The sequence below is a fragment of the Acidovorax sp. FHTAMBA genome (assembly GCF_038958875.1).
Classification (GTDB): Bacteria; Pseudomonadota; Gammaproteobacteria; order Burkholderiales; family Burkholderiaceae_C; genus Acidovorax.
The window spans coordinates 1,818,660-1,840,352 of record NZ_CP152407.1; the positions used below are offsets into that span (position 1 = coordinate 1,818,660).

Genomic DNA, 21,693 nt, shown 5'->3' on the forward strand with positions numbered 1-21,693 from the left:
TGCAATTTTCGTCCACTTTGTTAAGGAGCTTCAACCATGATCCAACAACGCCTCTCCCTGTCTTCCATGATCGCAGCCGCAGCCTCAGTGGTTGCCCTGGGCCTCCCAGGGATGGCTTCTGCCGCATACGAACATCCTGCCAACAATGAAAAGGGCGTAATCGTTCACCCGGAACACTTCAAGAGCGAGAAGACGCGAGAGCAGGTTATCGCAGAAACCAAGGCTGCTATGCAGCAAGGACTCCTTTCTTACGGAGAAAGCAACTTCCCGATCCGCACACCTGATGCAGCTGGTCCAGGCAAGACGCGTGCGCAAGTAATCAACGAACTGCGGAATGAGTCCCCTGCCGAACGCGATGCGCGTCTGCGTCTTTACTACCAGGGCTGATTGCCTAAGTTGGTGTCGCAGAAAGCTTTGGAATCCATTCTGTTGGATCGTTGGCGTCGGCCTGACTGACCTCTTGTCAGTCCAGGCCGCCGCCCGAATTTCCCTGACTCTCAACCGCCGACACACTGTCGCGAGAAGAGCTACGGACCGAGTGGGTGGCGCGAGGGCAGTCGGCCGGGGCGCATCGTACCGCGCATGCGAAAGCGACAGTCAAAACCCTATCCTTGGCTGAAGACACCCAGATCCCACGCTCACACCCAGGTCAAGCGCTACGGCCATGATTGGGCGACAAAGTAGGTGCCATTCGCCTGATCAACAAACGAGCGGCAGTCTGGTCTAAATTTCACCGGAGGCAACATGAAAGGGTACTGTTCCGCCGATGGAAGCCCTGTTGGCGTTTGGTATTCTTATAGTATCAGCCTGCTTGGAAATTCGAGGCTGAACTTTGTTCTCCCCGAGCCGGATTCAACCGTCACACGTCCTCCGTGCGCTTGTGCAATGGCCCGGGTAATTGATAGTCCGAGGCCAGCACCATCGGATTGTGGGTGCGACCGAGACGGGTCGGCACGGTAGAAGCGGTCAAACAGACGAGGAATGTTGGCGCCGATTCAAAATTGAGCCACCGTGGGGGGTGCGGACGAAAACTTGGACTACTAGAAGGTAGTTCATGTATTCCTACGAAGACCGAATCCGAGCCGTTGAGCTCTACATCAAGCTCGGCAAACGCACCAGCCCGACCATCCGTCAGCTGGGTTACCCAACCAAGAATGCATTGAAGGGGTGGTACCGCGAGTATCAGCAGCGGCTCGACCTGCCGCTGGGATATGCCCGTCGGGAGCCGAAGTTCTCGCAGGGCCAGAAGGCAGCGGCCATCGAGCACTACCTCACACATGATCGATGCATCGCTGCCACCATGAGGGCGCTGGGCTATCCAGGGCGTGGAACGCTAACCAAGTGGGTCCGCGAGGCATTCCCTGAAGCCAGGATGGCCCTTGTCGGCAGTGTGGGCCAGCGAAGATATCCCGAGAGCTTGAAGCACGCGGGAGTGATGGAGCTTTGCACCCGGCAGGAAAGTGCACAGGCTGTTGCCGACAGGCTCGGCGTGTGCCGGCCAACGTTGTACAACTGGAAGAACCAGCTTCTGGGGCGTGAGACACCCGCATCAATGAAACACACCAATCAATCTCCGCAGGCGCGAGAGCGTGAAGAGCTCGAGCGCCAGGTTGAGATACTGCGCCTCGAAGTCAGGCAACTGCGCCTTGAGCAGGACCTCTTTAACAAGGCCAATGAACTGTTAAAAAAAGGCCTGGGCGTCGATCTACAGCTCCTGTCCAACCGGGAGAAGACACTGCTGATTGACGCCCTCAAGGAGCACTATGACTTGCCTGAGCTCCTTGGACAGTTGGGTCTTGCACGTAGCTCGTACTTCTACCATCGGGCCCGCACAGCGGTCGGCGACAAGTACCTTGGGGTGCGCCAATCCCTCACCGAGATCTTCGAGTCAAACCACCGCTGCTACGGCTACCGCAGGCTGCAGGCCTCGCTGACCAAGCAGGACGTCACCATCTCCGAGAAGGTGGTGCAGCGGCTGATGAAACAAGAAGGCCTGGTCGTTGCAAAGCCAAAGCGGCGCCGTTACGCGTCGTACCTCGGCGAGATCAGCCCCGCACCCGAGAACATCATCAACCGTGACTTCCAGGCTGCAGCCCCCAACGAGAAATGGCTGACCGACATCACAGAGTTCCAGATCCCTGCGGGCAAGGTGTACCTGTCACCGATCATCGATTGCTTCGACGGGATGGTGGTGAGCTGGACCATTGGCACGAGCCCGGACGCTGAACTGGTCAACACCATGCTGGATGCTGCTATCGAGACAGTGGCAGAAACCACCGCTAGGCCGGTAGTTCATTCCGATCGCGGAGGGCACTACCGCTGGCCTGGCTGGCTATCGAGAATGAGCGATGCCAAACTCACCCGCTCCATGTCACGTAAGGCGTGCTCGCCTGACAACGCGGCGTGTGAGGGCTTCTTCGGCCGGCTGAAGAATGAGCTGTTCTATCCTCGGGACTGGAAGGGCACGACCATCGAGCGGTTCATTGAGGTGGTCGACGACTACATCCGCTGGTACAACGAGAAGCGGATCAAGATCTCTCTTGGCTCCCTCAGCCCTATCGAATACCGGGTGAGCCTTGGACTTGCGGCATAAAACCAGTCCAAGTTTTTATCCGCACCCCCACCGTGCCGATTGAATTTTGAGCCAGGGCTATTGGCCAACCTGTGAAGGCTGGCTGTGGATAAGTGTAGTGCCTGGGGCTTGTTTCTTCTCCTTGATGGACCGACTCGGTGGTCGTCGTTGAGGGCAAGCCGCGCAGGGCGAAGCCCGTAGCGGCTTGCCCTTGAACCGATCAGAACGGCTCAGCCTTCTTGGCCTGTTCGCGTGCCTTGATGCGTTTCTTGGCCACGGCCGTGCTGTGCATGAACCGATGTGATTCGTTGCCCGTCTCCACGATGTGGCAGTGGTGCGTGAGCCGGTCCAGCAGCGCCGTCGTCATCTTGGCGTCACCGAATACGCTGGACCATTCCTTGAAGTCGAGGTTGGTTGTGATCATCACGCTGGTGTGCTCGTACAGCTTGCTCAGCAGGTGGAACAGCAAGGCCCCGCCCGCCTGGCTGAAGGGCAGGTAGCCCAGCTCATCGAGGATGACCAGATCCATGCGCTGCAGAGTTGCAGCGATGCGCCCCGCCTTGCCTTGGGCCTTCTCCTGCTCCAGCGCGTTGACCAGATCTACTGTCGAGTAGAACCGCACCCGTGAGCCATGGCGAGTGATGCCCGCCACGCCGATGGCCGTGGCCAGATGCGTCTTGCCTGTGCCGGGGCCACCGACCAATACCACGTTGTGCGCCTGCTCTGCGAACGCCATGTTGGCCAGCTGCTCGATGAGCTTTTTGTCCACAGGCGAGCACTCGAAGTCAAACCCAGCCAGGTCGCGGTGAACAGGGAATTTGGCCGCGTGCATCTGGTAGCTCACGGAGCGCATGGCCCTGTCCGTGACTTCCGCTTGCAGCAGGTGCTCCAGCAGCCAGCGCGAGCTCTCCAGCGTGGCCTGGCCGCCCTGCTTGGCCAGGTCTTCCCAGGCCCCTGCCATGCCGTACAAACGCAGCTCTTTGAGCTCCTTGTCCAACTCACGCATGATCGGCCTCCTGCACACCGCTGGCCGCGCGCAGGCTGTCGTAGCGCGCCGTGTCGGCCAGGGGTGTCTGGCTCACTTGCAAGATGGTATGAACCGTTTCGGGCAGAGGCTGCGCTTGCAGGCGGCCCAGCACGTTGATGACGTGCTCGGTGCTCACCCGCCCTGATGGCGGCGCACTCTCCAGCGCGAGCTCAACGGCCACCAGCACCGCGTCCAGCCCTTGCTTGGGCACCTCGGCCAGCACCTGCGCCATCACCTTGTCGCCGCCCTCCTGATGCACCAAGGCCTTGCGCATGCGCTGTAGCGGCTCAGGCAGGTCAGCAAAGGGCGCGCCGTTGCGCAGCGCGCCTGGCTTGCGCTCAATCAGCGGCACGTAGTGCTGCCAGTCATAGCGGGTCTGGTTGCGATCACTCAGGCGCTCGTGCGTAGCCACGACCGCATCGCCTGCCACCACCACGATCTGCGCCGGGTACAGGCGCGTACTGACCATCTGCCCCGCCCATTCGCAGGGCACCGAGTAGCGGTTGCGCGCCACCGTCACCAGGCAGGTGCTGCTCACCTTGGCCGGGTTCTCAACATAGCCATCAAAGGCCACCGGCATCGGCATCAGGTGGCTTTGCTCCAGCTCCAGCATCTCGGCGATGCTGAACGCTTTGTGCTGCGGGTGGCGCAGCTCTCGCCACAGAGCCCGGCAGCGCTCGCCCAGCCACGCATTGAGCTCGGTAAAGCTGCCAAAGCGCCATTGCCCCGCCTCCACCCAGATGCGACGGCGGCTGTCTTGCACATCCTTCTCCACGCGCCCCTTCTCCCAGCCGCTGGCACGGTTGCAAAAATCAGGGTCGAACAGATAGTGCGCGCACATGGCTGCAAAGCGCGCATTGACCACGGGGCCTTTGCCCTTCTTGACTTTGTCGACCGCCGTCTTCATGTTGTCGTAGATGCCACGGCGTGCCACGCCACCCAGCGCTGCAAAGCTGCGGGTGTGCGCATCGAACAGCATCTCGTGGCCTTGGCTGGGGTAGGCCACCAGCCAGAAGGCCCCACTGGCACACAGCTTCATGTGCGAGACCTGCATGCGGTAGTACACCCCGCCCACCAGCAAGCCGTCTTCGCTCCAGTCGAACTGGAAGGCCTCGCCAAGCTCGAAGGTCAATGGCACGAAGGCCTTGCAGGCCGCCTGTTGGCCTTCACCATCACACCAAAAAGTGGCTCAGTTTTCGGTCGGCGTCAACACTTCAGGCTTCTTGTAGTCGGCCAGCAGGCTGGCCAGCAGTTTTTGCGGTACTTCGTGCTTCTTGGTTGTCATTGTGTTTGCGGACAAGCAGGCTCTCGCCTGCGGTGGATTGTCCGTTTACACAAAATTCTGCACACCCTCCTAACTTGGTTGAGAGAATCAAGTGACATCGCATAAGCTTAGAACCGTACCCCAGTACGGAGTCAAGAACCATGTACAACAACCCTCTGGACGCAGACCCAGGCATGACCATCGGAGATCTGGCCAAGGCGGCCGGTGTCAACGTTGAAACCATTCGGTTCTACCAGCGCAAGAGGCTGATGCTAGAACCCGAACGGCCCTCGGGCAGCATTCGGCGCTACGGCAGGAACGATCAGTCTCGATTGCACTTCATCAAAGCCGCGAAGCGGTTGGGTTTCAGCTTGGACGAGACCGCGCAGCTGCTTCAACTTGAAGATGGGGAGAGTTGTGCTCACGCTCGTGTGAAGGCTGAGACCAAGCTCGTTGAAGTTCGACTCAAGCTTGCGGACTTACAACGGATGGAAGCAGCACTTTCATCGTTGGTTCGTCTCTGCGGTTCGGCAAGGGGCATAGTACGTTGTCCGCTGATCGCAGCAATGGAGGCGCAGTCGAGTCCTATCTAAATGCTTGAAGCCTTAGTGGGCTCACAGCGGTGCGGCAGCAGTTTGCCGACCTGGCTGGCGCGCTGCATCGGCAGGCGTGCCATCACTTCGCGCAGGTAGGCGTAAGGGTCAGCCACTGACGCGCCGGAGACCTGGCATTCGGCCACGATCTGAGCTTTGAGTACCGGGGAGTAATAGCGCCGCTTGGGGCGTTGGGCGATCGTGTCGTTCGCCAAGGTGTGCATGATCTTCATCGTGCACACGATGCCTCGGCGCTGGGTCTATCTCAAGATGGGATTGCCGGACGCATACATTGCCAGTGCCAAAATGACTGATCATCATTTTTGCACTGTGTCGGCTACGGCGGAGGGCTGGTGGCATCAGGCAGTACATCCGCGAGCAGGAAAATGAAGATGAGAGGCTCGAACAGATGGGGCTTTGGAAGTGAGCCCGCCACCAATACGGTGGCTCCAAAACTGAGAGGTCGCGTCAGCGACCGTATGTAGCCGCTTCGAGCGGCTCACAACTTAAAGCCCCCGGTTTTGCCGGGGGATAGTTGCTTTCTTTCCATGTATCGAGGGCGCGCTCGGCCCATCAGGCAGCCTTATCTCGCCATTTTCGGCAGTCGCCACTGCTTGACCAGGCCATAAATGGCCGGGATCACGGCCAGTGTGAGCACAGTCGACGAAATCATCCCTCCCACCATCGGTGCGGCGATGCGGCTCATCACCTCCGAGCCTGTTCCAGTCCCCCACAGGATGGGAAGCAGGCCAGCCATGATGGCGACCACCGTCATCATCTTGGGACGCACGCGCTCCACAGCCCCTTCCATGATGGCTTCATAGAGATCCGCAACGCTAGGCTCTTTGTTTTCAGCGCGGCGTTTGGCCTGGATTTCCTCCCAGGCATGGTCGAGATAGATCAGCATGATCACCCCGGTCTCGGCGGCCACACCCGCCAGGGCGATGAAGCCCACCGCGACGGCCACCGACATGTTGTAGCCCATCCACCACATGAGCCAGATACCTCCGACCAGTGCAAACGGCACCGACAGCATGACGATCAGGGTTTCGGTCAGGCGCTTGAAGTTCAGGTACAGCAGCAGAAAGATGATAAGCAAGGTGACGGGAATGACTACCTTCATCTTCTGCACCGCACGTTCCATCGATTCAAACTGTCCACTCCAGGTCGCGTAGTAGCCTGGCGGGAATTGGACCTGTTCGTTCACGGCTTTGCGGGCGTCTGCCACGTAGCCACCGATATCGCGGTCGCGGATGTCGACGAAGATGTAGGCTGATAGAAGCGCGTTTTCCGTGCGGATGCCAGGCGCGCCCTTGGCGATCTCAACGCGTGCGACCTGCCCCAGCGGCACCATGGCGCCGTCCATGGTCGGGACGAGCACCTCCCGTGCGATCTGCTGTGGGTCAGCGCGCAGTTCGCGCGGATAACGCACCGTGACACCAAAACGCTCTCGGCCTTCAACGGTGGTCGTCACCATCTCGCCGCCCAGCGCCGTGCCGATGACGTCCTGCAGTTCCCCCACCCCCAGTCCGTAGCGCGCCAGTTGCGCCCGGTCGGGCTCGATGTTGAGGTAGAAGCCGCCGGTAATGCGCTCGGCGAACGCGGAGGTCGTTCCAGGCACCTGCTTGACTACAGTTTCAATCTCGCGCGCCAGGCGTTCCATTTCGCCCAGATCCTTGCCGAAAACCTTGATACCGATGGGCGTACGGATGCCGGTTGAGAGCATGTCGATGCGCGCCTTGATGGGCATGGTCCAGGCGTTGGATACGCCTGGGAACTGCAGCGCCTGGTCTAACTCGGCGATCAGCTTGTCCATCGTCATGCCCGAGCGCCATTCGGATTCGGGCTTGAGATTGATGACGGTCTCGAACATCTCGGTAGGCGCCGGATCGGTTGCCGTATTGGCTCGCCCAGCCTTACCGTAGACCGACACCACTTCGGGAAAGCTCTTGATGATCTTGTTTTGCGTTTGCAATAGCTCAGCCGCCTTGGTGATGGACATGCCTGGCAGCGACGCGGGCATGTACAACAGCGTGCCTTCGTTGAGCGTAGGCATGAACTCGGATCCCAACTGGCTGGCGGGATAGATCGAAACACCCAGAACCAGAAGCGACGTAGCAATTGTCAGCTTCTTCCAGCGCATTACAGCGGCAATGATGGGACGGTAGGTCCAGATCAGGAACCGGTTCACCGGATTACGGGACTCAGGCATGATCCGTCCCCGGATGAACAGCATCATCAGTACCGGCACCAACGTCACGGACAGAAGCGCTGCCCCAGCCATTGCGAAGGTCTTGGTGTAGGCCAGTGGCGAGAACAGGCGCCCCTCCTGCGATTCCAGAGTGAACACTGGCAGAAAGGACACGGTGATGATGAGCAGCGAAAAGAACAGCGCTGGTCCCACTTCCTTGCAGGCTGCGATCATGGCCTCCACACGCTCAGCATTGCTGTGGTCGGCGGGCAGGCGTTCCACGTGCTTATGCGCGTTCTCGATCATGACGATTGCAGCATCCACCATGGCCCCGATAGCGATGGCGATGCCGCCCAGGCTCATCAGGTTGGAGTTCATGCCCAGCAATCGCATGGCGATGAAGGCGATCAATACACCGACGGGCAGCATCAAAATGGCCACCAGCGCCGAGCGGACGTGCATGAGAAAAACCATGCAGACAAGCGCGACGATCAGGCTCTCCTCCAGCAAAGTACGTTTGAGCGTGTCAATGGCACGGTGGATGAGGTCGGACCGATCGTAAACCGCCTCGATCGTGACGCCCGGCGGCAAGCCAGTCGAGACCTCGGCAATCTTTTCCTTGAGGTTGTGAATCACCTCCAGCGCGTTTTGGCCATAGCGGGACATGGCGATTCCCGAGACCACTTCGCCCTCACCGTTAAGCTCTGTCAGCCCACGGCGCTCGTCCGGCGCCAGTTCCACCCGGGCAATGTCTCGGATCAAAACCGGAGTACCTTTTTCGGCCTTGACCACGAGGTTTTCAATGTCGGCCACGCCTCGAAGGTAGCCCCTGCCGCGTACCATGTATTCGGTCTCGGCCATCTCCACGAGACGTCCGCCGACATCGCGATTCGACTCGCGCACTACCTGCGAAACCTTAGCCAGAGGAATACCATAGGCCCGCAGTTTCACCGGATCGACAGTGATCTGGTATGTCTGCACAAACCCGCCGATTGATGCAACCTCTGCTACGCCGTGTGCCTTGGTGAGCTGATAGCGCAGATACCAGTCCTGCAGCGTGCGTAGTTCGGCCAGGGTCTTGTCCTTGGCCAGCAGCGCGTACTGGTAGACCCAGCCCACGCCCGTCGCATCCGGGCCGATCTGTGGTGTCACGCCTTTGGGCATGCGCCCCGCCGCAAAGTTGAGGTATTCGAGCACGCGCGAGCGTGCCCAGTAGATGTCGGTGCCGTCCTCGAAGATGATGTAGACGAACGAGGCGCCAAAGAAGGAGAAGCCCCGCACCACCTTGGACTTGGGTACTGACAACATGGACGTGGTCAGCGGATACGTGACCTGATCTTCGACCACCTGCGGGGCCTGTCCTGGATACTCGGTATAGACGATGACCTGAACGTCAGACAGGTCCGGCAACGCGTCCAGCGGGGTTTTGAGCACAGCATAGACGCCGCCAACAATGACGAACAAAGTCGCCAGCAGTACGAGGAAACGGTTTCTTCCCGACCAATCGATGATCTTCGCAAGCATGGTGTCTCCCGAAAATCAGTTGTGACCGGCGTGGGGATTGGCCGTGGCATTGCCCGAGGGCTTGACTGCGGTGATCACCCATTCTCCTTGCCCGCGTTCGACGAACTCGAACGCCACCGCTGCGCCAGGCTTGAGCTGTTTCAGCAAATCGCTGTTCGCAACCTTGAACTCCATGGACATGGCTGGCCATTTGAGGCTGGGCACCGTACCGTGCGCCAGCGTCACCGTGGAGGACTTCGTATCGATGTCCTCTACTGTGCCTTCGGCTTGGTGACCCACGCCTGTGACGGCCTTGGTGCTTGCTGATCCATCAGGAGTGGCTTGAGTCCCGTGTCCTGTATGCCCCAGGCCTCCGATGGCGGCTTTGAGGTTGCTTTCCGCATCGATGAGGAAATTGGCGGCCACTACGACCATCTCACCGTCCTGCACGCCCTCGATAATTTCGATGCGGTCCTCGCTGCGCGCGCCGACCTTGACTTCGCGGGGCTCGAAACGCCCCTCCTTGAGTTGCACCAGAACGATCTGCCGTGTTCCGCTGTCGATAACCGCCGACGTCGGTACCGTCAGCACGGTGCCCTTGGAGGCGGCGGGCAGTTCCACCTGTGCAAACATGCCCGGCTTTAGCAACCCACCTGCATTGGTCAATTCGACCCGCACGGGCACGGTGCGAGTTTCAGCCGTGAGCGTTGGATAGACGTAGGTGATGGAACCGGTGAATACCTTGTCCGGGTAGGCGTTGATGCGAACCGTGGCCTTTGCCCCTGTTTTGACCATGCCGATGTCCTGCTCGAATACATCGGCTATCACCCACACTGAAGACAGGTTAGTGACCTGGTAGAGCGCGTCGCCTGGCATGAAACGCATGCCCTGTACCGCCTTTTTCTCGGTCACGATGCCTGCCACCGGCGAGCGAAATGTGAGGGTGCGGCGCGCCGTGCCCGACTGAGTCAGCGCCTTCACCTGCTCGTCCGAAATATCCCAGTTGCGCAGGCGTGTCAGGCCCGATTCGGCGAGTTCTCGCATTCCTTTCTGTGTTTCCTCGCTGGCGCCCTTCAAGGCGTCGACCCCTTGGGCGGCAATCGCATATTCGCGTTGCGCCGACACCAGCTCTGGGCTGTAGACCTCGAACAACGGCTGGCCCTTGCCCACGGCCTGGCCGGTGGCGTTGACATGCAAGCGTTCGACGTAGCCCTCGAACTTGGGGGTGATGGCGTAGGTCAGGCGCTCGTCGGGTTCGATGCGGCCTGCCGCGCGCACCATCTTGTCCAGGTTGCGCAGGCTGACAGCCTCAACGCGCACCCCGAGCTTCTGAACCTTGTCGGTGCTGATCTTGATCTGGTTGGCGCTTCCGGCTTCCGGTTCCTGATCGCCCTCGTAGACGGGGATGTAATCCATCCCCATCGGGTCCTTCTTGGGCGTGGGGGACGTATCGGGCAAGCCCATCGGATTGCGGTAATAGAGAACCTTGCGCTCCTTCTTATCGTTTGCCGAAGCAACAGTCGATGTCGCCTGCACTGATCCATGTGCAGCGGACTGGCGTTGCCCGTACCAATAGCCGCCTCCCGCAGCCAGTGCCGTGGCGGCCAGCACGAGCGCGCCCACCTTGATAGTTGTTGTCATAGATCTTCTCCCACGATGCGCTCGATGTCCGCCAGACGCATCTGGGCTGCAACTCCTGCTTTGACTTGATTGAGTTTGGCTTGTCGTATCTGTCTCTGTGCATCCAGCAGGGTGGCGAAATCCACCTTGCCCGATTCGTAGCCTGCCAAAGCCGACCGGAACGTCAGCTCCGACTGGGGTAGCAGGCTGTCCGTGGTCAACGCCAGCGTACGGCGAGCCGCATCCAGGCCCGCCAAGTTTTCATACAGATCCGCCAGTACCTGGTTGGTGGCCGCTTCGCGGCGCGAGCGGGCGGCATCCAGCATGGCCTGTGCTTCCTGCTCCTGTGCGCGCCGGGTGTCCTGCTGCAAGGGAATGGTGACCTCGACCATCAACTCCCATTCCCGGATCGACTTACCGTACTGGATGGGTGACACCCCCACCGCAAAGTCCGGATAGCGGTTCTTGTAGGTGAGTTCACGGTTCTTTTCTGCAGCCTGGATTTGTGACTCCTCGGTTCTCAGCAGCGGATTGCTGGACCGTGCACGCTGCTCCAGGACATCGAATCGCATGGTCTCAGGCGCCGGAAGTGTGCGAATGCTCTCTGGCGTAGCCAGCATCTCGCTGGCAGGGCGCCCCACGAGCGCTTTCAGCTTGGCCTGCAACTGACTTCGCTCTGCTTCGAGTGCAATCAATTCGTTGCGCATGGTGGTTTGCTCCAGCTGCGCACGAATGACATCCTGCTGTGCCGCGAGGCCACTGCCATATCGCACTTGGGCCACCTTCTCCAGCCGGGCCATCAGGTCCAAGATCTCCCGGGTCAGCCGCTCGTTCTGCTCCAGGTAGTAAAGCTGGGCATGTGTGGTCTTGATCCTGCTGACCAATTCACTCCAGGTGCCTGCCAACTTCCCCCGCGCCGCCTCGGCCTGCAATGCGGCGGCAGCGCGCTTGAGCTCCCGCTTTCCAAACCAGGGCAGCTCCTGTGTAAAGATGTAGCGAGTACTCCCCACGCGCCCAGGTAGCAACGTCGGGTTGCGCTCTCCCATCCGGGTGATATCGCGCAATTCCATGCTGAACTTGGGGTCGGGCAAGGCGCCGGCAGGAAGAATTCGTTCTGCGGCGGCATTGGCTTCGAACTGCATGCTGGCAAATTCTGGATTACCTTCCCGCGCCGCATTCAAAAGCCCCTCCAGATGGGCGCCAATGCGCCCCTCTTGACTGAAACTTGCCTGGGTAAATACGAGTGCCAGCAATGCTGCGCCGACGGATAGCCTCAACCGTATCTTGGACATCACTTACCTTTCGATCCACGCAAGGCCGCATTCAACTGGTCAACCACCTCTGCCCAATCCGCATCCAGCAATAGCTCATCCCGTAACAGGGCCGATTGGGCCTGACTCCAGAATGGCGCGTTTTCCAGCCGGATGGAAGGATGGAGCGGGCTGTGGTGCTCCAGGAAGTGCTGGATGCTCCGGGCGTCAGCGGCAAGCCCCAGTTGTTGAAATAGCTCGGTGAACCGATGGTAGGTCGAATCCATTGCGTTGATTCCCTCAGTGTTCTTGTAGGCGCGGCGAATGTGGAGCGCCATCCCATGGAGTCATTCTCGACAGGCTGGCCTGATAGAAGGATGAGCCGCAGATTACGTTTATGTAATCAAGTCTCAACAGTGGTCACTCCTGGCATAGGGACTGCGGATGGGTACGCGCCGACTGGCACCGCTCTTGCTCAACTGTGAAAATGGCGCACGGCTTCCTGCGCGATCTGACGAACGCACCAGCGGGCATAGAAGCCGCCGACGATCCGTCCAAGCCAGTGCGGCATCCAACGCGGTGGTGGGTCGAAGTCAATCCAGACCCGTAGATATGCCCCGCCATCCGTTGGTCGTATATCAAACCCCATGCTATAGCGACCGATCATGACTAAAACTGGCTCACCAAGTGTTGCCCAGACTTTCCGCCGCGTTGGGAGACGCTCGACTAGGATTCCTGCAGTGCCAAATCCACGCCCCACATGCGTCCGGACATGTGGATCACAGAACCTACGGCCTGGCCTCGCTGAGCGTCTGTTTGCATACGCATGGATATCCCACCCACAACGGCTGAGCTCCGCCCCATGTGTGCACCCAAGTGGATAGGGTCGTCCATGAACGCGAACACAGCATCGACAGGAGCAGCGATGGTTGTTGTTGCTTCACGATGCCATCGATAGGATGGGCATCATGTGGTGCCACGGCGCAGGCGCAGCGCGTTGAATATCACCGATACCGAACTCAGACTCATGGCAAGCGCCGCAATCAGCGGTGACAGCAACCACCCGGTGAACGGGTAAAGCACCCCTGCCGCGATCGGCACCCCCAGGCCGTTGTAGACAAAGGCGAAGAGCAGGTTCTGGCGCATGTTTCGGACAGTGTCTATGGAGATGTCGCGCGCCGCAGTGATGCCGCGCAAATCGCCTTTCACCAGCGTGATCTGGCCGCTGTTCATGGCCACATCCGTGCCCGTACCCATGGCCACGCCGACATCGGCTTTGGCCAGCGCTGGCGCGTCATTGATGCCATCACCGGCCATGGCAACAATGTGGCCTTCCTTCTGGAGTTTTTCCACCAGCGCGAGCTTGTCGGCAGGCTTGACTTCGCCATGCACTTCGTCGATGCCCAGCCTTGCGCCCACAGCCTTCGCGGTGGTCAGGCCATCACCGGTCGCCATGACGATGCGCAAGCCGCTGGCGTGCAAGGTTCGGATGGCTTCCAGAGTAGTCGCTTTGATCGGGTCGGTCACGGCCAGGATGCCCGCCAGTTGGCCATCCACGGCCAGGTGCATCACACTGGCGCCTTCGCTGCGCAAGCGCTCGCCGTCGCTCCTGAGTGCATCGATGGCGACTCCCTCCTGTTCCATCAACGCGGAGTTGCCCAAAACCAGGCGCTTGCCATCGATCGTGCCGCGTACGCCGATGCCGCTGCCTGATTCAAACGCATCGGGTTTGGTCAGCACCAGCCCTTGTGCGCGAGCGGCATTGACGATGGCATCGGCCAGCGGATGTTCGCTGCCCTGGTCCAGGCTGGCAGCCAGCTGCAACACTTCGTCGGGGGTGTGGCCGGGAGCAGCAACCGCTTTTTCAAAAGCGGGTTTGCCTTCGGTCAGGGTGCCGGTCTTGTCCACAATCAAGGTATCGACTTCGCGCATTTTCTCGATGGCCCCCGCATCTCGGAACAGCACGCCCTGTGTTGCTGCCCGACCCGTAGCCACCATCACCGACATGGGCGTAGCCAGGCCCAGCGCACAGGGGCAGGCAATGATCAACACGGCCACTGCGTTGATCAGCCCAAAAACCCAGCTGGGCTCCGGGCCGAACAGCCCCCAAACCAGGAACGTGGCAACTGCGATGAGAACCACCACGACCACAAACTTTCCGGCCACCACATCGGCCATACGCTGCATGGGCGCCTTCGAGCGCTGCGCATTGGCGACCATCTGAACGATCTGCGACAGCATGGTGGCCGCGCCGACCTTCTCGGAGCGCATCACCAAGGCGCCACTGGTGTTCAGCGTGGCGCCGATCACCTTGTCGCTGATACGTTTGGTCACTGGCACAGGTTCTCCGGTCAGCATCGATTCATCGACAGCGCTGCTGCCCTCGACAACCACACCGTCGACAGGTACTTTCTCGCCGGGTCGGACCCGCAGCAGATCTCCCACATGAACATGGTTCAGCGGCACATCCTCTTCGCTGCCATCCACGTTGATGCGGCGGGCGGTCTTGGGTGCCAAGCCGAGGAGCGCCTTGATCGCCGCAGAGGTTTGCGAACGCGCCTTCAGTTCGATGATCTGGCCCAGCATGGTCAGCGAAATGATGACCACCGCCGCCTCATAGTAGACCGCCACCCGCCCCATGGAGACGAACGAGTCCGGGAATACGCCCGGCGCCAGGGTAGCTACCAGGCTGTAGAGGAAAGCCGCGCCTGTGCCCAGACCGATCAAGGTCCACATGTTGGGACTGCGATGGAGGAGAGACTGCCAGCCCCGCGCGAAGAAAGGCCAGCCCGTCCACAACACGACGGGTAACGACAACGCCAGTTCAACCCATGTCTGCACTTGCATGTCAAACCATCCGAGGCGGTGGCCGAACATCGCAAGAATGGTCACGATGACCGTGAGCGGCAGCGTCCACCAGAAGCGACGCTGGAAGTCCAGCAGTTCGTGGTTGTCTTCCTCGTCGAGGGGAATGATGGGCTCCAGCGTCATGCCGCACTTGGGACAAGAGCCGGGGTGGTCTTGACGCACTTCAGGGTGCATGGGGCAGGTGTAGATCGTGCCGCCCGGCCCCGGCTGTGTGGTGCCTGGTGGGTTTGCAGGCACAGGCACCGAAGGGTGCATGGAATGGCTGCGATGGGCATGCGGGTGCCCATGGGACACCTCGCCCTCGGGCACCAAATGCATGTTGCACTTTGGACAGCGCCCCGGGTGATCCTGACGAACCTCGGGGTGCATGGGGCAGGTGTAGATCGTGCCGCCCGGCCCCGGCTGTGTGGTGCCTGGTGGGTTTGCAGGCACAGGCACCGAAGGGTGCATGGAATGGCTGCGATGGGCATGCGGGTGCCCATGGGACACCTCGCCCTCGGGCACCAGGTGCATCAGGCACTTTGGACAGCGGCCTGGATGATCTTGCCGCACCTCGGGGTGCATCGGGCAGGTGTAGATCGTGTCGCCCGACTCCGGCTGTGTGGTGCCTGGTGCGTTCGCAGGTACAGGCACCGCAGTGCGCATGGAATGGCTGCGATGGTCATGCGGGGGGCCATGGGACACCTCGCCCTCGGGTACCAGATGCATCTGGCACTTTGGACAGCGGCCCGGGTGGTCCTGACGCACCTCGGGGTGCATGGGGCAGGTGTAAACAATGGGGGTGTTCGCTTGCATGGTGGATGGCTCCTGACTCAATTTCATGATGAACCCTGTCAAGGTGGCAAAGTCAAGTCGGACGGTGCGCATCCACCAATTGGAATGCACAGGGTTCGAAATGAACAAAACGTAATGTGGTGGTCAGCGTCTTGTTGGTGGCGGCTTCTTACAGTTAACTCGTGCTCTTCGCACAGGCAAAAAATCCAGTTTCACTTTTCATTGCAAGGACTTCAAAATGACCACCAAAACTGTAAAGCTCTCTCTCGCCATTGCCCTTGTCACTTTGTCTGGCTTGTCTCAGGCCACTTCCGCCTGGCACCAAGGGAACGGCGATATTGTTCATTTCACGCCTGAGCACATTGGCCAAAACGCGGCCAAGAGTCCAGTCGATCCGAAAGTCCATGCCAAGATGCTGCATGGTGATTCGATGACGCCAGAAATCGTGGATAAGACCAATACGGGTGCTCAAACCAGCCAATCTCGCCAGCAGGTGCTGGATGACAAGAACGGACAGCTGAAGAACCTTTACATCAACTAATCGCTTCATTTCCCCTTTCAGCCCGATGCTTGTGCATCGGGCCTATCTTTTTCTGTCGACAGAAAAGTGCTGCGAATGGGCCAGAGGCGCTGGCTCAGCGCTCAAGCGACTTTTGGTACTGCGCATTGACCTGGTCGTGCCGTGCTTGAATCTCCTTGGGCCACTGTGCCTTGATCCATGAAAGCACGGCATTGATTTCAGAGTCACTCAACACACCGTCGTAAATAGGCATGTTGGTCTGGTAGTCAGGCTGTTTGATCAGCTTCGCCAGCCCATATTTGGTGATGGCGAAAAGTTGTGCGTCAGGGTGGTGCCAGGTGTGGCCGCTTTCGTCATGCGGCGGGGCAGGTAGGCGGCCATCGGGGCCATGCTCGCGCCAGTTTGGCTGCCCTTCACCACGGGCTCCGTGGCACGCGGCGCAGTGCTGGGTGTACAGGCCGGCACCCACATTCACGACATGCAGATCATTGGCGCGTAATTGATCCGGCATCGATTGACTCCGCGAACCCAGCACATACGTGCCTGTGGCCATCAGGAGTACCGCCAGGAGTCCGCCCAGACCCAGCTTCCAACCGATTTTTTTCATGAGGGCGCCGGTCATGTCAGCGCTTGCAACAGCATCCAGACTTGACTGCGGCGGTGGGCGGTTGGGGCGCGCCCGGACGCAAGATGCGGGCTGGGTATCCCGCTTCTTCCAGTGCAAGAACCAAAAGATCGCCTGAAAGCGTCTCCATGGTTGCGTCGCCCTTGACGTGTGCAATGCCCGTCTTCCAATCGACGTCGACCGTTTGCACTCCGGCGACGGCACGCAAGGCTTGCGTGACACGCGCCGTGCACATGGGGCAAGTCATGCCCGAAATGACCAGATCGGTGGAAGTCATGGTTTACCTCGACAGTTGAAATAGTCCGCTGCGGTCACTTGTCAGCCCAGCCGGGGAACGAAACGCGGTACGCGGCTCGCATACTCTTGCCAGACCAGACCGAAACGCGCCGCGCTCTCACGCTCTTCGGTCAATGCCAGGCGGCCGTACATGAACAAGAGGACAGGAAACATCAACAAGGTGAGGATGGTCGGCCATTGCAACAGGAAACCGAACATGATCAGCACGAACCCGATGTACTGCGGGTGGCGCACCCTGGCGTAAAGGCCTGACTGCGCCAGCTGGCCTTGGCGCTGGGCCGCATATAGCGTCGGCCAGGCTTCGGCCAGGATCCAGAATCCGCCGCCGATGAACAGGTAGCTCAGTATGTGGAACGGGCCCCAATGGGGATCACCACCCCAGCCAAACAAAAGCTCCAAAAGATGCCCGGCGTCATGACTCAAAAAGTCCACACCAGGAAATTTCTGCCCCAACCAACCTGACATGAAATATATGGTCAGCGGAAAGCCGTACATCTCGACAAACAGCGCGACGATAAATGCCGTGAACGCGCCAAAACTGCGCCAGTCGCGTGCGGTGGTCGGCTTGAAGAAGCTGAAGGCGAACATGGCGAAGACTGCAACATTGATGGCCACCAGCAGCCACAGGCCGTAGGAGGGTGCTGAGTGATCCATGGTTATTAGCTCCTGCGCTGGTCGTCGTCATGCTGCGATGTCTGGCCATTCGCGTTCCCGCCATGCCCGCCATGCCCGCCATGCATGAAAACGTGCATCAACGGACAAAGCAACAAAATCGCGTAGGGCCACCATTGCGTCAGATGGGCGCGATGCTCGGTCCATAGAAAGTAGCCAGCAACAGCCCCGAACACCAGGAGCCCTATGGCATACCTAGAACGCCAAAAGCTCCCATCTTTCTGGGGGCTTTGTCCCGGTATCTGATGAGGGGCATGGTTGTGGTTCATGTTTACCCCTTACTTGGCCGCAGGCGCCATTGGCGACTGCATGCGATCCATCATCATCTGCATCATGGACTCCATCATGTCCATGCGCTTTTCCATCATTTGCTGGCGATCGGTCATGCCGCCCATGCCTTTGCCGCCCTGCATGCCAGCCATCTTGGACATGCCACCCATCTGCTTCATCATGGCCATGCCGTCCTGCATCATCTTCATGTGCTCGGCCATCAGTGCCTGACGCTCTTCGGGAGTTTTGGCGGACATCATTTTTTCGTGCATCGCCTGCATGTCCTTCATGCGCTGGTCCATGGCAGCCATTTTTTCTGCACCCATGGATTGGCCCGGGGCCTTCTTGGCCGCTGCAGCGGGCGCCGCGCCTTCCGGATGGTGTTCCTTGTGTTCTTCGGTGCCTTGGGCGAGAGCGCCCAGCGATGCCGTTGCCACGCAGATGCCGATCAGGGTGTTGCGAATATGGTTCATGGTTCTCTCCTGTCCTGGTTGAAGTTGCCGTGGCCATCCCCGGAGGGCTTGGGCGCGCGGCGGTGGCACGCAATTGCAGCGTGTTCTTAACGGATCGGCTGAATGTCGGTGACGATCAGCTTTCCTCCCTCGCTCACCGCCATGAACTTGATCTTGTCGCCCGGTTTGACCGTAGCCAACAAGTCCTTGTCCCGGGCCGTGAACACCATGGTCATGCCCGGCATGTCCAGATGCTTGATTTCTCCATGCTTAAGCGTGACCTTCGAGGACTCCTGGTCCACCTTCTTGACCTCGCCTTCGGTCAGGGATGCGGCGGAGGCCGCAGACGCATGGCTGTGGTCGTGTTCCGTGGCGGCCTGGGCGAAGCTGCTGATGGGAAGCAATGAGCCTGCAGCGAAGGCCGAGGCAACGAGGAGATGTGTAAAGAGTTTCATGCTTTTCCTGCATACGATGTAAAGACTTGCGCCGAACCGTCCTTCTGGATCAGCAGTACCTGGTAAGCATCCCGGCGCCCGCCGTAGGCCGGCCCATCCATGCCTGGCGAACCGATCGGCATGCCCGGAACGGCCAGACCAAGCGCCTTGGGCTTTTCCTTCAGAAGGCGCAGGATGTCGGCCACGGGCACATGGCCTTCGATGACATAGCCTTGCACCAGCGCGGTATGACAGGACGCGAACTTCTGTGCCACCCCCAGCCGGGCGCGTGCCGCGTTGTTTCCTTCGTCGACCACGCTGGCGCTAAAGCCGCTCTGTTCCATGTGCGCGATCCAGTCTTTGCAGCAGCCGCAGTGGGGGTCCTTCCAGACCTGCATGGCGATCGCCCGGGCGGTGGCAGCAGCAGGCAAGGAGGCAGCGCCCAGGGCCAGCATGCCCAGCAGGAACACGCGGCGCATGGGCCGTGAGGGTGAATTCATCTCTCGCATGGATGATTCCTTATTCTTGGAGCGCATTACTTTCGGGCCACCTTGATCAAGCCCCTCATGCCAGCCTCGTAGTGACCCGGCATCAGGCAGGCGAAGTTCGCAAACCCAGGCCGAGTGAATTGCCAAACGATCTCGCCTTGCTTTCCTGGTGCAAGCGTTACCTTTCCTGGTTCGTCGTGCTCCATGTCGGGGTACTTTTTCATGGCCTCCAGATGTTCCAGCAGATCCTGCTCGGTGCCCAGGCTCAGCTCGTGCTTGACCTGGCCTTGATTCTTGACGATGAAACGCACGGTGTCGTTCTTGTCGACCTGGATTGCGGAAGGCGTGAACCGCATGTCGTCACTCATGTTTACGGTGATCTTGTGGGTGACTTTCGCGGCCGTGCCGGGCCTGCCGAGCGCGGTTTCATTGGCGCGGTGACTGTGTTCGCCGGAATGGCTATCGCTGGCATGGGCGAAACCAGCGGCAGCACACAGCAGCAGCGCGATGAGCTTGGGAGTTGTGTTGCTTGTGTTATTCATCGGATTCATCCATCTAGGGTTGGCTTGTCAGTGGCCATGGTGCGAAGTGGGTTTACGCACCTGGACCTCGGTGGGGTTGCTGGACTCTTGGATTCGGCGCATGGACTGCCCACCCTCAGCCTTGAACCGGGCAGGCTCGGTCAAGGGTCCTTGGTACTCGTGGGCGACCGTGCCTTCCGGGTGTTTGAACCAGTCTGGGTCCGTGTAGTCGCCAGGCTTTTGATCTTGGCGTACCTTCAACACGCTGAACATGCCGCCCATCTCGACCGAGCCATAGGGGCCTTTGCCAGACATCATGGGCACGGTGTTCTCGGGGATCCACAGTGAATCTTGGGTTTCATGGGTGAGATTCTTGAACGATATCCATGACTTAACAGGCTGCTGAAATACTCCCGTGCGTCCGGAACCTGCTCAGCGGCGGCAAGCGCATTTTTCGCAGCAGCTGCTTTCCGTATGCTGGAAGTCAGCCCGAAAACCTGCGTGTTTTCAGCCGTACAGCACGGTTTTCTGATCCTTTTTCCTTTACACCTGCCCCTGCAGACGGATTTGCCCCAAGGTGCGCAGTCGCGTGAGGTTGTAGCCCGCCATCGTCAGCACAAACATCTGATCAACCTTATTGATCCCGCGCACCACCACCTGACGCATGTGCCCCACCGTCTTGGCCCAGCCAAAGCCTTGTTCGATCAGCTTTCTCTTTTGCTGGGAGATGGCGTAGCCTTCGCTATCCGCGATCCTGTCAGGCACCGCCGATTGACGCCCTGATTTGTTCTGCGCCACATGGGGCAGCACGTTCATCTCTTGCAGCGCGTCGATGAACTCCTTGGCGTCGTAACCCTTGTCTGCGCCCAGCGTGATCGTGATGGGGTCATCGCCGGGCAGTGCCTGTCGCGCATCGTTGATCATGGCCTTGGCCGCTTCGCGCTCTGCATATCCGTCGGCCTTGGTGACCACGGCGCTGACCACCAGCCCGTGGCGGTTGTCGGTGAGTGTGTGGCCCATGAAGCGCAACTCACTAGCCGTCTTGCCCTTGCGGTACAGCCTTGCATCCGCGTCCGTTGTGGACTCGTGGGTGTCGTTGCTGCGCTTTTGGTCTTTGAAGTTCCCCGCGTCGGTATCGTCGTCGCCTTGGCGGTCTTTGCGCACAAAGCTCTTGTGGCCCGCCCAGGCCTGGATCAGGGTGCCATCCACGCTGAAGTGCTCGCCCGAGAGCAGTTCCTGTTCCTGGGCTTGTTGCACGATCTGATTGAAGAACTCGATGACCGCATCGTGCTCGATCAGGCGTTCGCGGTTTTTGCTGAAGACGGTGGGCACCCAAACGGCGTCGTCCATGGCCAGGCCAATGAACCAGCGAAACAGAAGGTTGTACTGGGTCTGCTCCATGAGCTGGCGCTCCGAGCGCACGCTGTAGAGCACCTGGATGAGCATGGCGCGCAGCAGCTTCTCGGGAGCAATGCTGGGGCGCCCGCCTTTGATGTCGGCCGCATACATCCGGGCAAACAGCTCGTCCATGTTGGCCAGTGCTTTATTGACCATCACACGGATCACGCGCAAGGGGTGATCGGCGGGCACGAAGTCATCGAGGTGGCGCATGGTGAACAGGCTCTCGGTGAAGGTGTCGGCTCCGCGCATGTCTGGCTTGTCTGTCTGGTCGGTTGGGTTGCCTCAATTGTCCTGGCAAGACGTCAACTGGGAAGTGACGGCGGGGAGTATTTCAGCAGCCTGCTAGAGCAA

At 59.8% G+C, this 21,693-nt stretch carries 20 protein-coding genes and 3 pseudogenes; 4 read left to right on the forward strand and 19 right to left on the reverse strand.

The genetic code is table 11. The features are described 5' to 3' along the window. Window positions 1-36: 36 nt before the first annotated feature. A complete protein-coding gene (locus AAFF19_RS08505; RefSeq protein ID WP_008904206.1) occupies window positions 37-387 on the forward strand; it encodes a DUF4148 domain-containing protein in 351 nt (116 codons plus the stop codon). Window positions 388-794: 407 nt separating this feature from the next. On the opposite strand, the pseudogene AAFF19_RS08510 reads toward AAFF19_RS08505, so the two are convergent. Next, a pseudogene (locus AAFF19_RS08510) lies at window positions 795-983 on the reverse strand (ATP-binding protein); the annotation flags it as partial. Between the two features lie 71 nt (window positions 984-1,054). On the opposite strand from AAFF19_RS08510, the gene AAFF19_RS08515 reads away from it, so the two are divergent. Beyond that, entirely contained in the window at window positions 1,055-2,593 is a 1,539-nt protein-coding gene (locus AAFF19_RS08515) for an IS3 family transposase (RefSeq protein ID WP_342721677.1), read from the forward strand. Window positions 2,594-2,792: 199 nt separating this feature from the next. Here the strand turns inward: AAFF19_RS08515 and istB are convergent, their stop codons facing one another. Beyond that, a complete protein-coding gene (istB, locus tag AAFF19_RS08520; RefSeq protein ID WP_006402486.1) occupies window positions 2,793-3,578 on the reverse strand; it encodes an IS21-like element helper ATPase IstB in 786 nt (261 codons plus the stop codon). Continuing rightward, a pseudogene (gene istA / locus AAFF19_RS08525) lies at window positions 3,571-4,770 on the reverse strand (IS21 family transposase); the annotation flags it as partial. The gene istB and the pseudogene istA, both read right to left, overlap by 8 nt. A gap of 254 nt (window positions 4,771-5,024) precedes the next feature. Here istA and AAFF19_RS08530 point away from each other — a divergent pair. Then, the gene (locus tag AAFF19_RS08530) at window positions 5,025-5,456 is read left to right on the forward strand and encodes a MerR family transcriptional regulator (protein WP_008903037.1); all 432 of its coding nucleotides are present in this window, start codon (window positions 5,025-5,027) and stop codon (window positions 5,454-5,456) included. Here the strand turns inward: AAFF19_RS08530 and AAFF19_RS08535 are convergent. The 6 genes from AAFF19_RS08535 to AAFF19_RS08560 form a co-directional block, all read right to left on the reverse strand. Then, window positions 5,453-5,689, reverse strand: a complete 237-nt coding sequence (locus AAFF19_RS08535) for a hypothetical protein (protein WP_008903036.1) — start codon at window positions 5,687-5,689, stop codon at window positions 5,453-5,455. The two genes, AAFF19_RS08530 and AAFF19_RS08535, sit on opposite strands and share 4 nt — an antisense overlap. 350 nt (window positions 5,690-6,039) lie before the next feature. Next, window positions 6,040-9,171 (reverse strand): efflux RND transporter permease subunit, encoded by a 3,132-nt coding sequence (locus AAFF19_RS08540; protein ID WP_008903035.1) that lies wholly within the window; start codon window positions 9,169-9,171, stop codon window positions 6,040-6,042. Between the two features lie 15 nt (window positions 9,172-9,186). Continuing rightward, complete coding sequence (locus tag AAFF19_RS08545) at window positions 9,187-10,791, reverse strand: efflux RND transporter periplasmic adaptor subunit (protein ID WP_034692618.1); 1,605 nt, start codon at window positions 10,789-10,791, stop codon at window positions 9,187-9,189. After that, entirely contained in the window at window positions 10,788-12,062 is a 1,275-nt protein-coding gene (locus AAFF19_RS08550; RefSeq protein ID WP_342721678.1) for a TolC family protein, read from the reverse strand. The genes AAFF19_RS08545 and AAFF19_RS08550 overlap by 4 nt, the downstream gene beginning before the upstream one ends. Further along, window positions 12,062-12,307, reverse strand: coding sequence for a DUF2789 family protein (locus AAFF19_RS08555; RefSeq protein ID WP_034692621.1), 246 nt, complete (start codon window positions 12,305-12,307; stop codon window positions 12,062-12,064). The genes AAFF19_RS08550 and AAFF19_RS08555 overlap by 1 nt, the downstream gene beginning before the upstream one ends. A gap of 679 nt (window positions 12,308-12,986) precedes the next feature. Next, window positions 12,987-15,683 (reverse strand): heavy metal translocating P-type ATPase, encoded by a 2,697-nt coding sequence (locus tag AAFF19_RS08560; protein ID WP_342721679.1) that lies wholly within the window; start codon window positions 15,681-15,683, stop codon window positions 12,987-12,989. Window positions 15,684-15,900: 217 nt separating this feature from the next. Here AAFF19_RS08560 and AAFF19_RS08565 point away from each other — a divergent pair, with 217 nt between their 5' ends. After that, window positions 15,901-16,203 carry a hypothetical protein gene (locus tag AAFF19_RS08565; RefSeq protein ID WP_008903021.1) on the forward strand — a complete coding sequence of 101 codons (303 nt, stop codon included), beginning with the start codon at window positions 15,901-15,903 and terminating at the stop codon, window positions 16,201-16,203. Window positions 16,204-16,297: 94 nt separating this feature from the next. Here AAFF19_RS08565 and AAFF19_RS08570 read toward each other — a convergent pair whose 3' ends face one another. From AAFF19_RS08570 to AAFF19_RS08615, 10 genes and pseudogenes are all read right to left on the reverse strand, one after another. Then, window positions 16,298-16,804 (reverse strand): cytochrome c, encoded by a 507-nt coding sequence (locus AAFF19_RS08570; protein ID WP_008903022.1) that lies wholly within the window; start codon window positions 16,802-16,804, stop codon window positions 16,298-16,300. 1 nt (window position 16,805) lies between these two features. Beyond that, complete coding sequence (locus AAFF19_RS08575; protein WP_008903023.1) at window positions 16,806-17,084, reverse strand: heavy metal-associated domain-containing protein; 279 nt, start codon at window positions 17,082-17,084, stop codon at window positions 16,806-16,808. A 41-nt stretch (window positions 17,085-17,125) separates the two neighbouring features. Further along, window positions 17,126-17,758 (reverse strand): isoprenylcysteine carboxylmethyltransferase family protein, encoded by a 633-nt coding sequence (locus AAFF19_RS08580; protein ID WP_008903024.1) that lies wholly within the window; start codon window positions 17,756-17,758, stop codon window positions 17,126-17,128. Between the two features lie 5 nt (window positions 17,759-17,763). Continuing rightward, a complete protein-coding gene (locus tag AAFF19_RS08585; RefSeq protein WP_008903025.1) occupies window positions 17,764-18,045 on the reverse strand; it encodes a DUF2933 domain-containing protein in 282 nt (93 codons plus the stop codon). 9 nt (window positions 18,046-18,054) lie between these two features. Next, complete coding sequence (locus AAFF19_RS08590) at window positions 18,055-18,519, reverse strand: hypothetical protein (RefSeq protein WP_008903026.1); 465 nt, start codon at window positions 18,517-18,519, stop codon at window positions 18,055-18,057. 86 nt (window positions 18,520-18,605) lie between these two features. Next, window positions 18,606-18,953, reverse strand: a complete 348-nt coding sequence (locus tag AAFF19_RS08595; protein ID WP_008903027.1) for a copper-binding protein — start codon at window positions 18,951-18,953, stop codon at window positions 18,606-18,608. Then, window positions 18,950-19,432, reverse strand: a complete 483-nt coding sequence (locus AAFF19_RS08600) for a DUF411 domain-containing protein (RefSeq protein WP_034692607.1) — start codon at window positions 19,430-19,432, stop codon at window positions 18,950-18,952. The genes AAFF19_RS08595 and AAFF19_RS08600 overlap by 4 nt, the downstream gene beginning before the upstream one ends. Before the next feature lie 35 nt (window positions 19,433-19,467). After that, window positions 19,468-19,962 carry a cupredoxin family protein gene (locus AAFF19_RS08605; RefSeq protein WP_008903029.1) on the reverse strand — a complete coding sequence of 165 codons (495 nt, stop codon included), beginning with the start codon at window positions 19,960-19,962 and terminating at the stop codon, window positions 19,468-19,470. Window positions 19,963-19,989: 27 nt separating this feature from the next. Next, window positions 19,990-20,280, reverse strand: a pseudogene (locus AAFF19_RS08610) (copper oxidase); the annotation flags it as partial. A 204-nt stretch (window positions 20,281-20,484) separates the two neighbouring features. Continuing rightward, window positions 20,485-21,591 (reverse strand): IS5 family transposase, encoded by a 1,107-nt coding sequence (locus AAFF19_RS08615; protein ID WP_342721680.1) that lies wholly within the window; start codon window positions 21,589-21,591, stop codon window positions 20,485-20,487. Between the last annotated feature and the right edge of the window lie 102 nt (window positions 21,592-21,693).

Bases quoted from the DNA above. Each gene is read 5' to 3' on its own strand.
- AAFF19_RS08605 (WP_008903029.1), bottom strand. From the start codon at position 19,962: ATGAATAACACAAGCAACACAACTCCCAAGCTCATCGCGCTGCTGCTG.
- AAFF19_RS08560 (WP_342721679.1), bottom strand. From the start codon at position 15,683: ATGCAAGCGAACACCCCCATTGTTTACACCTGCCCCATGCACCCCGAG.
- AAFF19_RS08600 (WP_034692607.1), bottom strand. From the start codon at position 19,432: ATGAATTCACCCTCACGGCCCATGCGCCGCGTGTTCCTGCTGGGCATG.
- AAFF19_RS08590 (WP_008903026.1), bottom strand. From the start codon at position 18,519: ATGAACCATATTCGCAACACCCTGATCGGCATCTGCGTGGCAACGGCA.
- AAFF19_RS08585 (WP_008903025.1), bottom strand. From the start codon at position 18,045: ATGAACCACAACCATGCCCCTCATCAGATACCGGGACAAAGCCCCCAG.
- AAFF19_RS08565 (WP_008903021.1), top strand. From the start codon at position 15,901: ATGACCACCAAAACTGTAAAGCTCTCTCTCGCCATTGCCCTTGTCACT.
- AAFF19_RS08580 (WP_008903024.1), bottom strand. From the start codon at position 17,758: ATGGATCACTCAGCACCCTCCTACGGCCTGTGGCTGCTGGTGGCCATC.
- AAFF19_RS08545 (WP_034692618.1), bottom strand. From the start codon at position 10,791: ATGACAACAACTATCAAGGTGGGCGCGCTCGTGCTGGCCGCCACGGCA.
- AAFF19_RS08595 (WP_008903027.1), bottom strand. From the start codon at position 18,953: ATGAAACTCTTTACACATCTCCTCGTTGCCTCGGCCTTCGCTGCAGGC.
- AAFF19_RS08550 (WP_342721678.1), bottom strand. From the start codon at position 12,062: ATGTCCAAGATACGGTTGAGGCTATCCGTCGGCGCAGCATTGCTGGCA.
- istB (WP_006402486.1), bottom strand. From the start codon at position 3,578: ATGCGTGAGTTGGACAAGGAGCTCAAAGAGCTGCGTTTGTACGGCATG.
- AAFF19_RS08555 (WP_034692621.1), bottom strand. From the start codon at position 12,307: ATGGATTCGACCTACCATCGGTTCACCGAGCTATTTCAACAACTGGGG.
- AAFF19_RS08530 (WP_008903037.1), top strand. From the start codon at position 5,025: ATGTACAACAACCCTCTGGACGCAGACCCAGGCATGACCATCGGAGAT.
- AAFF19_RS08615 (WP_342721680.1), bottom strand. From the start codon at position 21,591: ATGCGCGGAGCCGACACCTTCACCGAGAGCCTGTTCACCATGCGCCAC.
- AAFF19_RS08570 (WP_008903022.1), bottom strand. From the start codon at position 16,804: ATGACCGGCGCCCTCATGAAAAAAATCGGTTGGAAGCTGGGTCTGGGC.
- AAFF19_RS08515 (WP_342721677.1), top strand. From the start codon at position 1,055: ATGTATTCCTACGAAGACCGAATCCGAGCCGTTGAGCTCTACATCAAG.
- AAFF19_RS08535 (WP_008903036.1), bottom strand. From the start codon at position 5,689: ATGAAGATCATGCACACCTTGGCGAACGACACGATCGCCCAACGCCCC.
- AAFF19_RS08575 (WP_008903023.1), bottom strand. From the start codon at position 17,084: ATGACTTCCACCGATCTGGTCATTTCGGGCATGACTTGCCCCATGTGC.
- AAFF19_RS08540 (WP_008903035.1), bottom strand. From the start codon at position 9,171: ATGCTTGCGAAGATCATCGATTGGTCGGGAAGAAACCGTTTCCTCGTA.
- AAFF19_RS08505 (WP_008904206.1), top strand. From the start codon at position 37: ATGATCCAACAACGCCTCTCCCTGTCTTCCATGATCGCAGCCGCAGCC.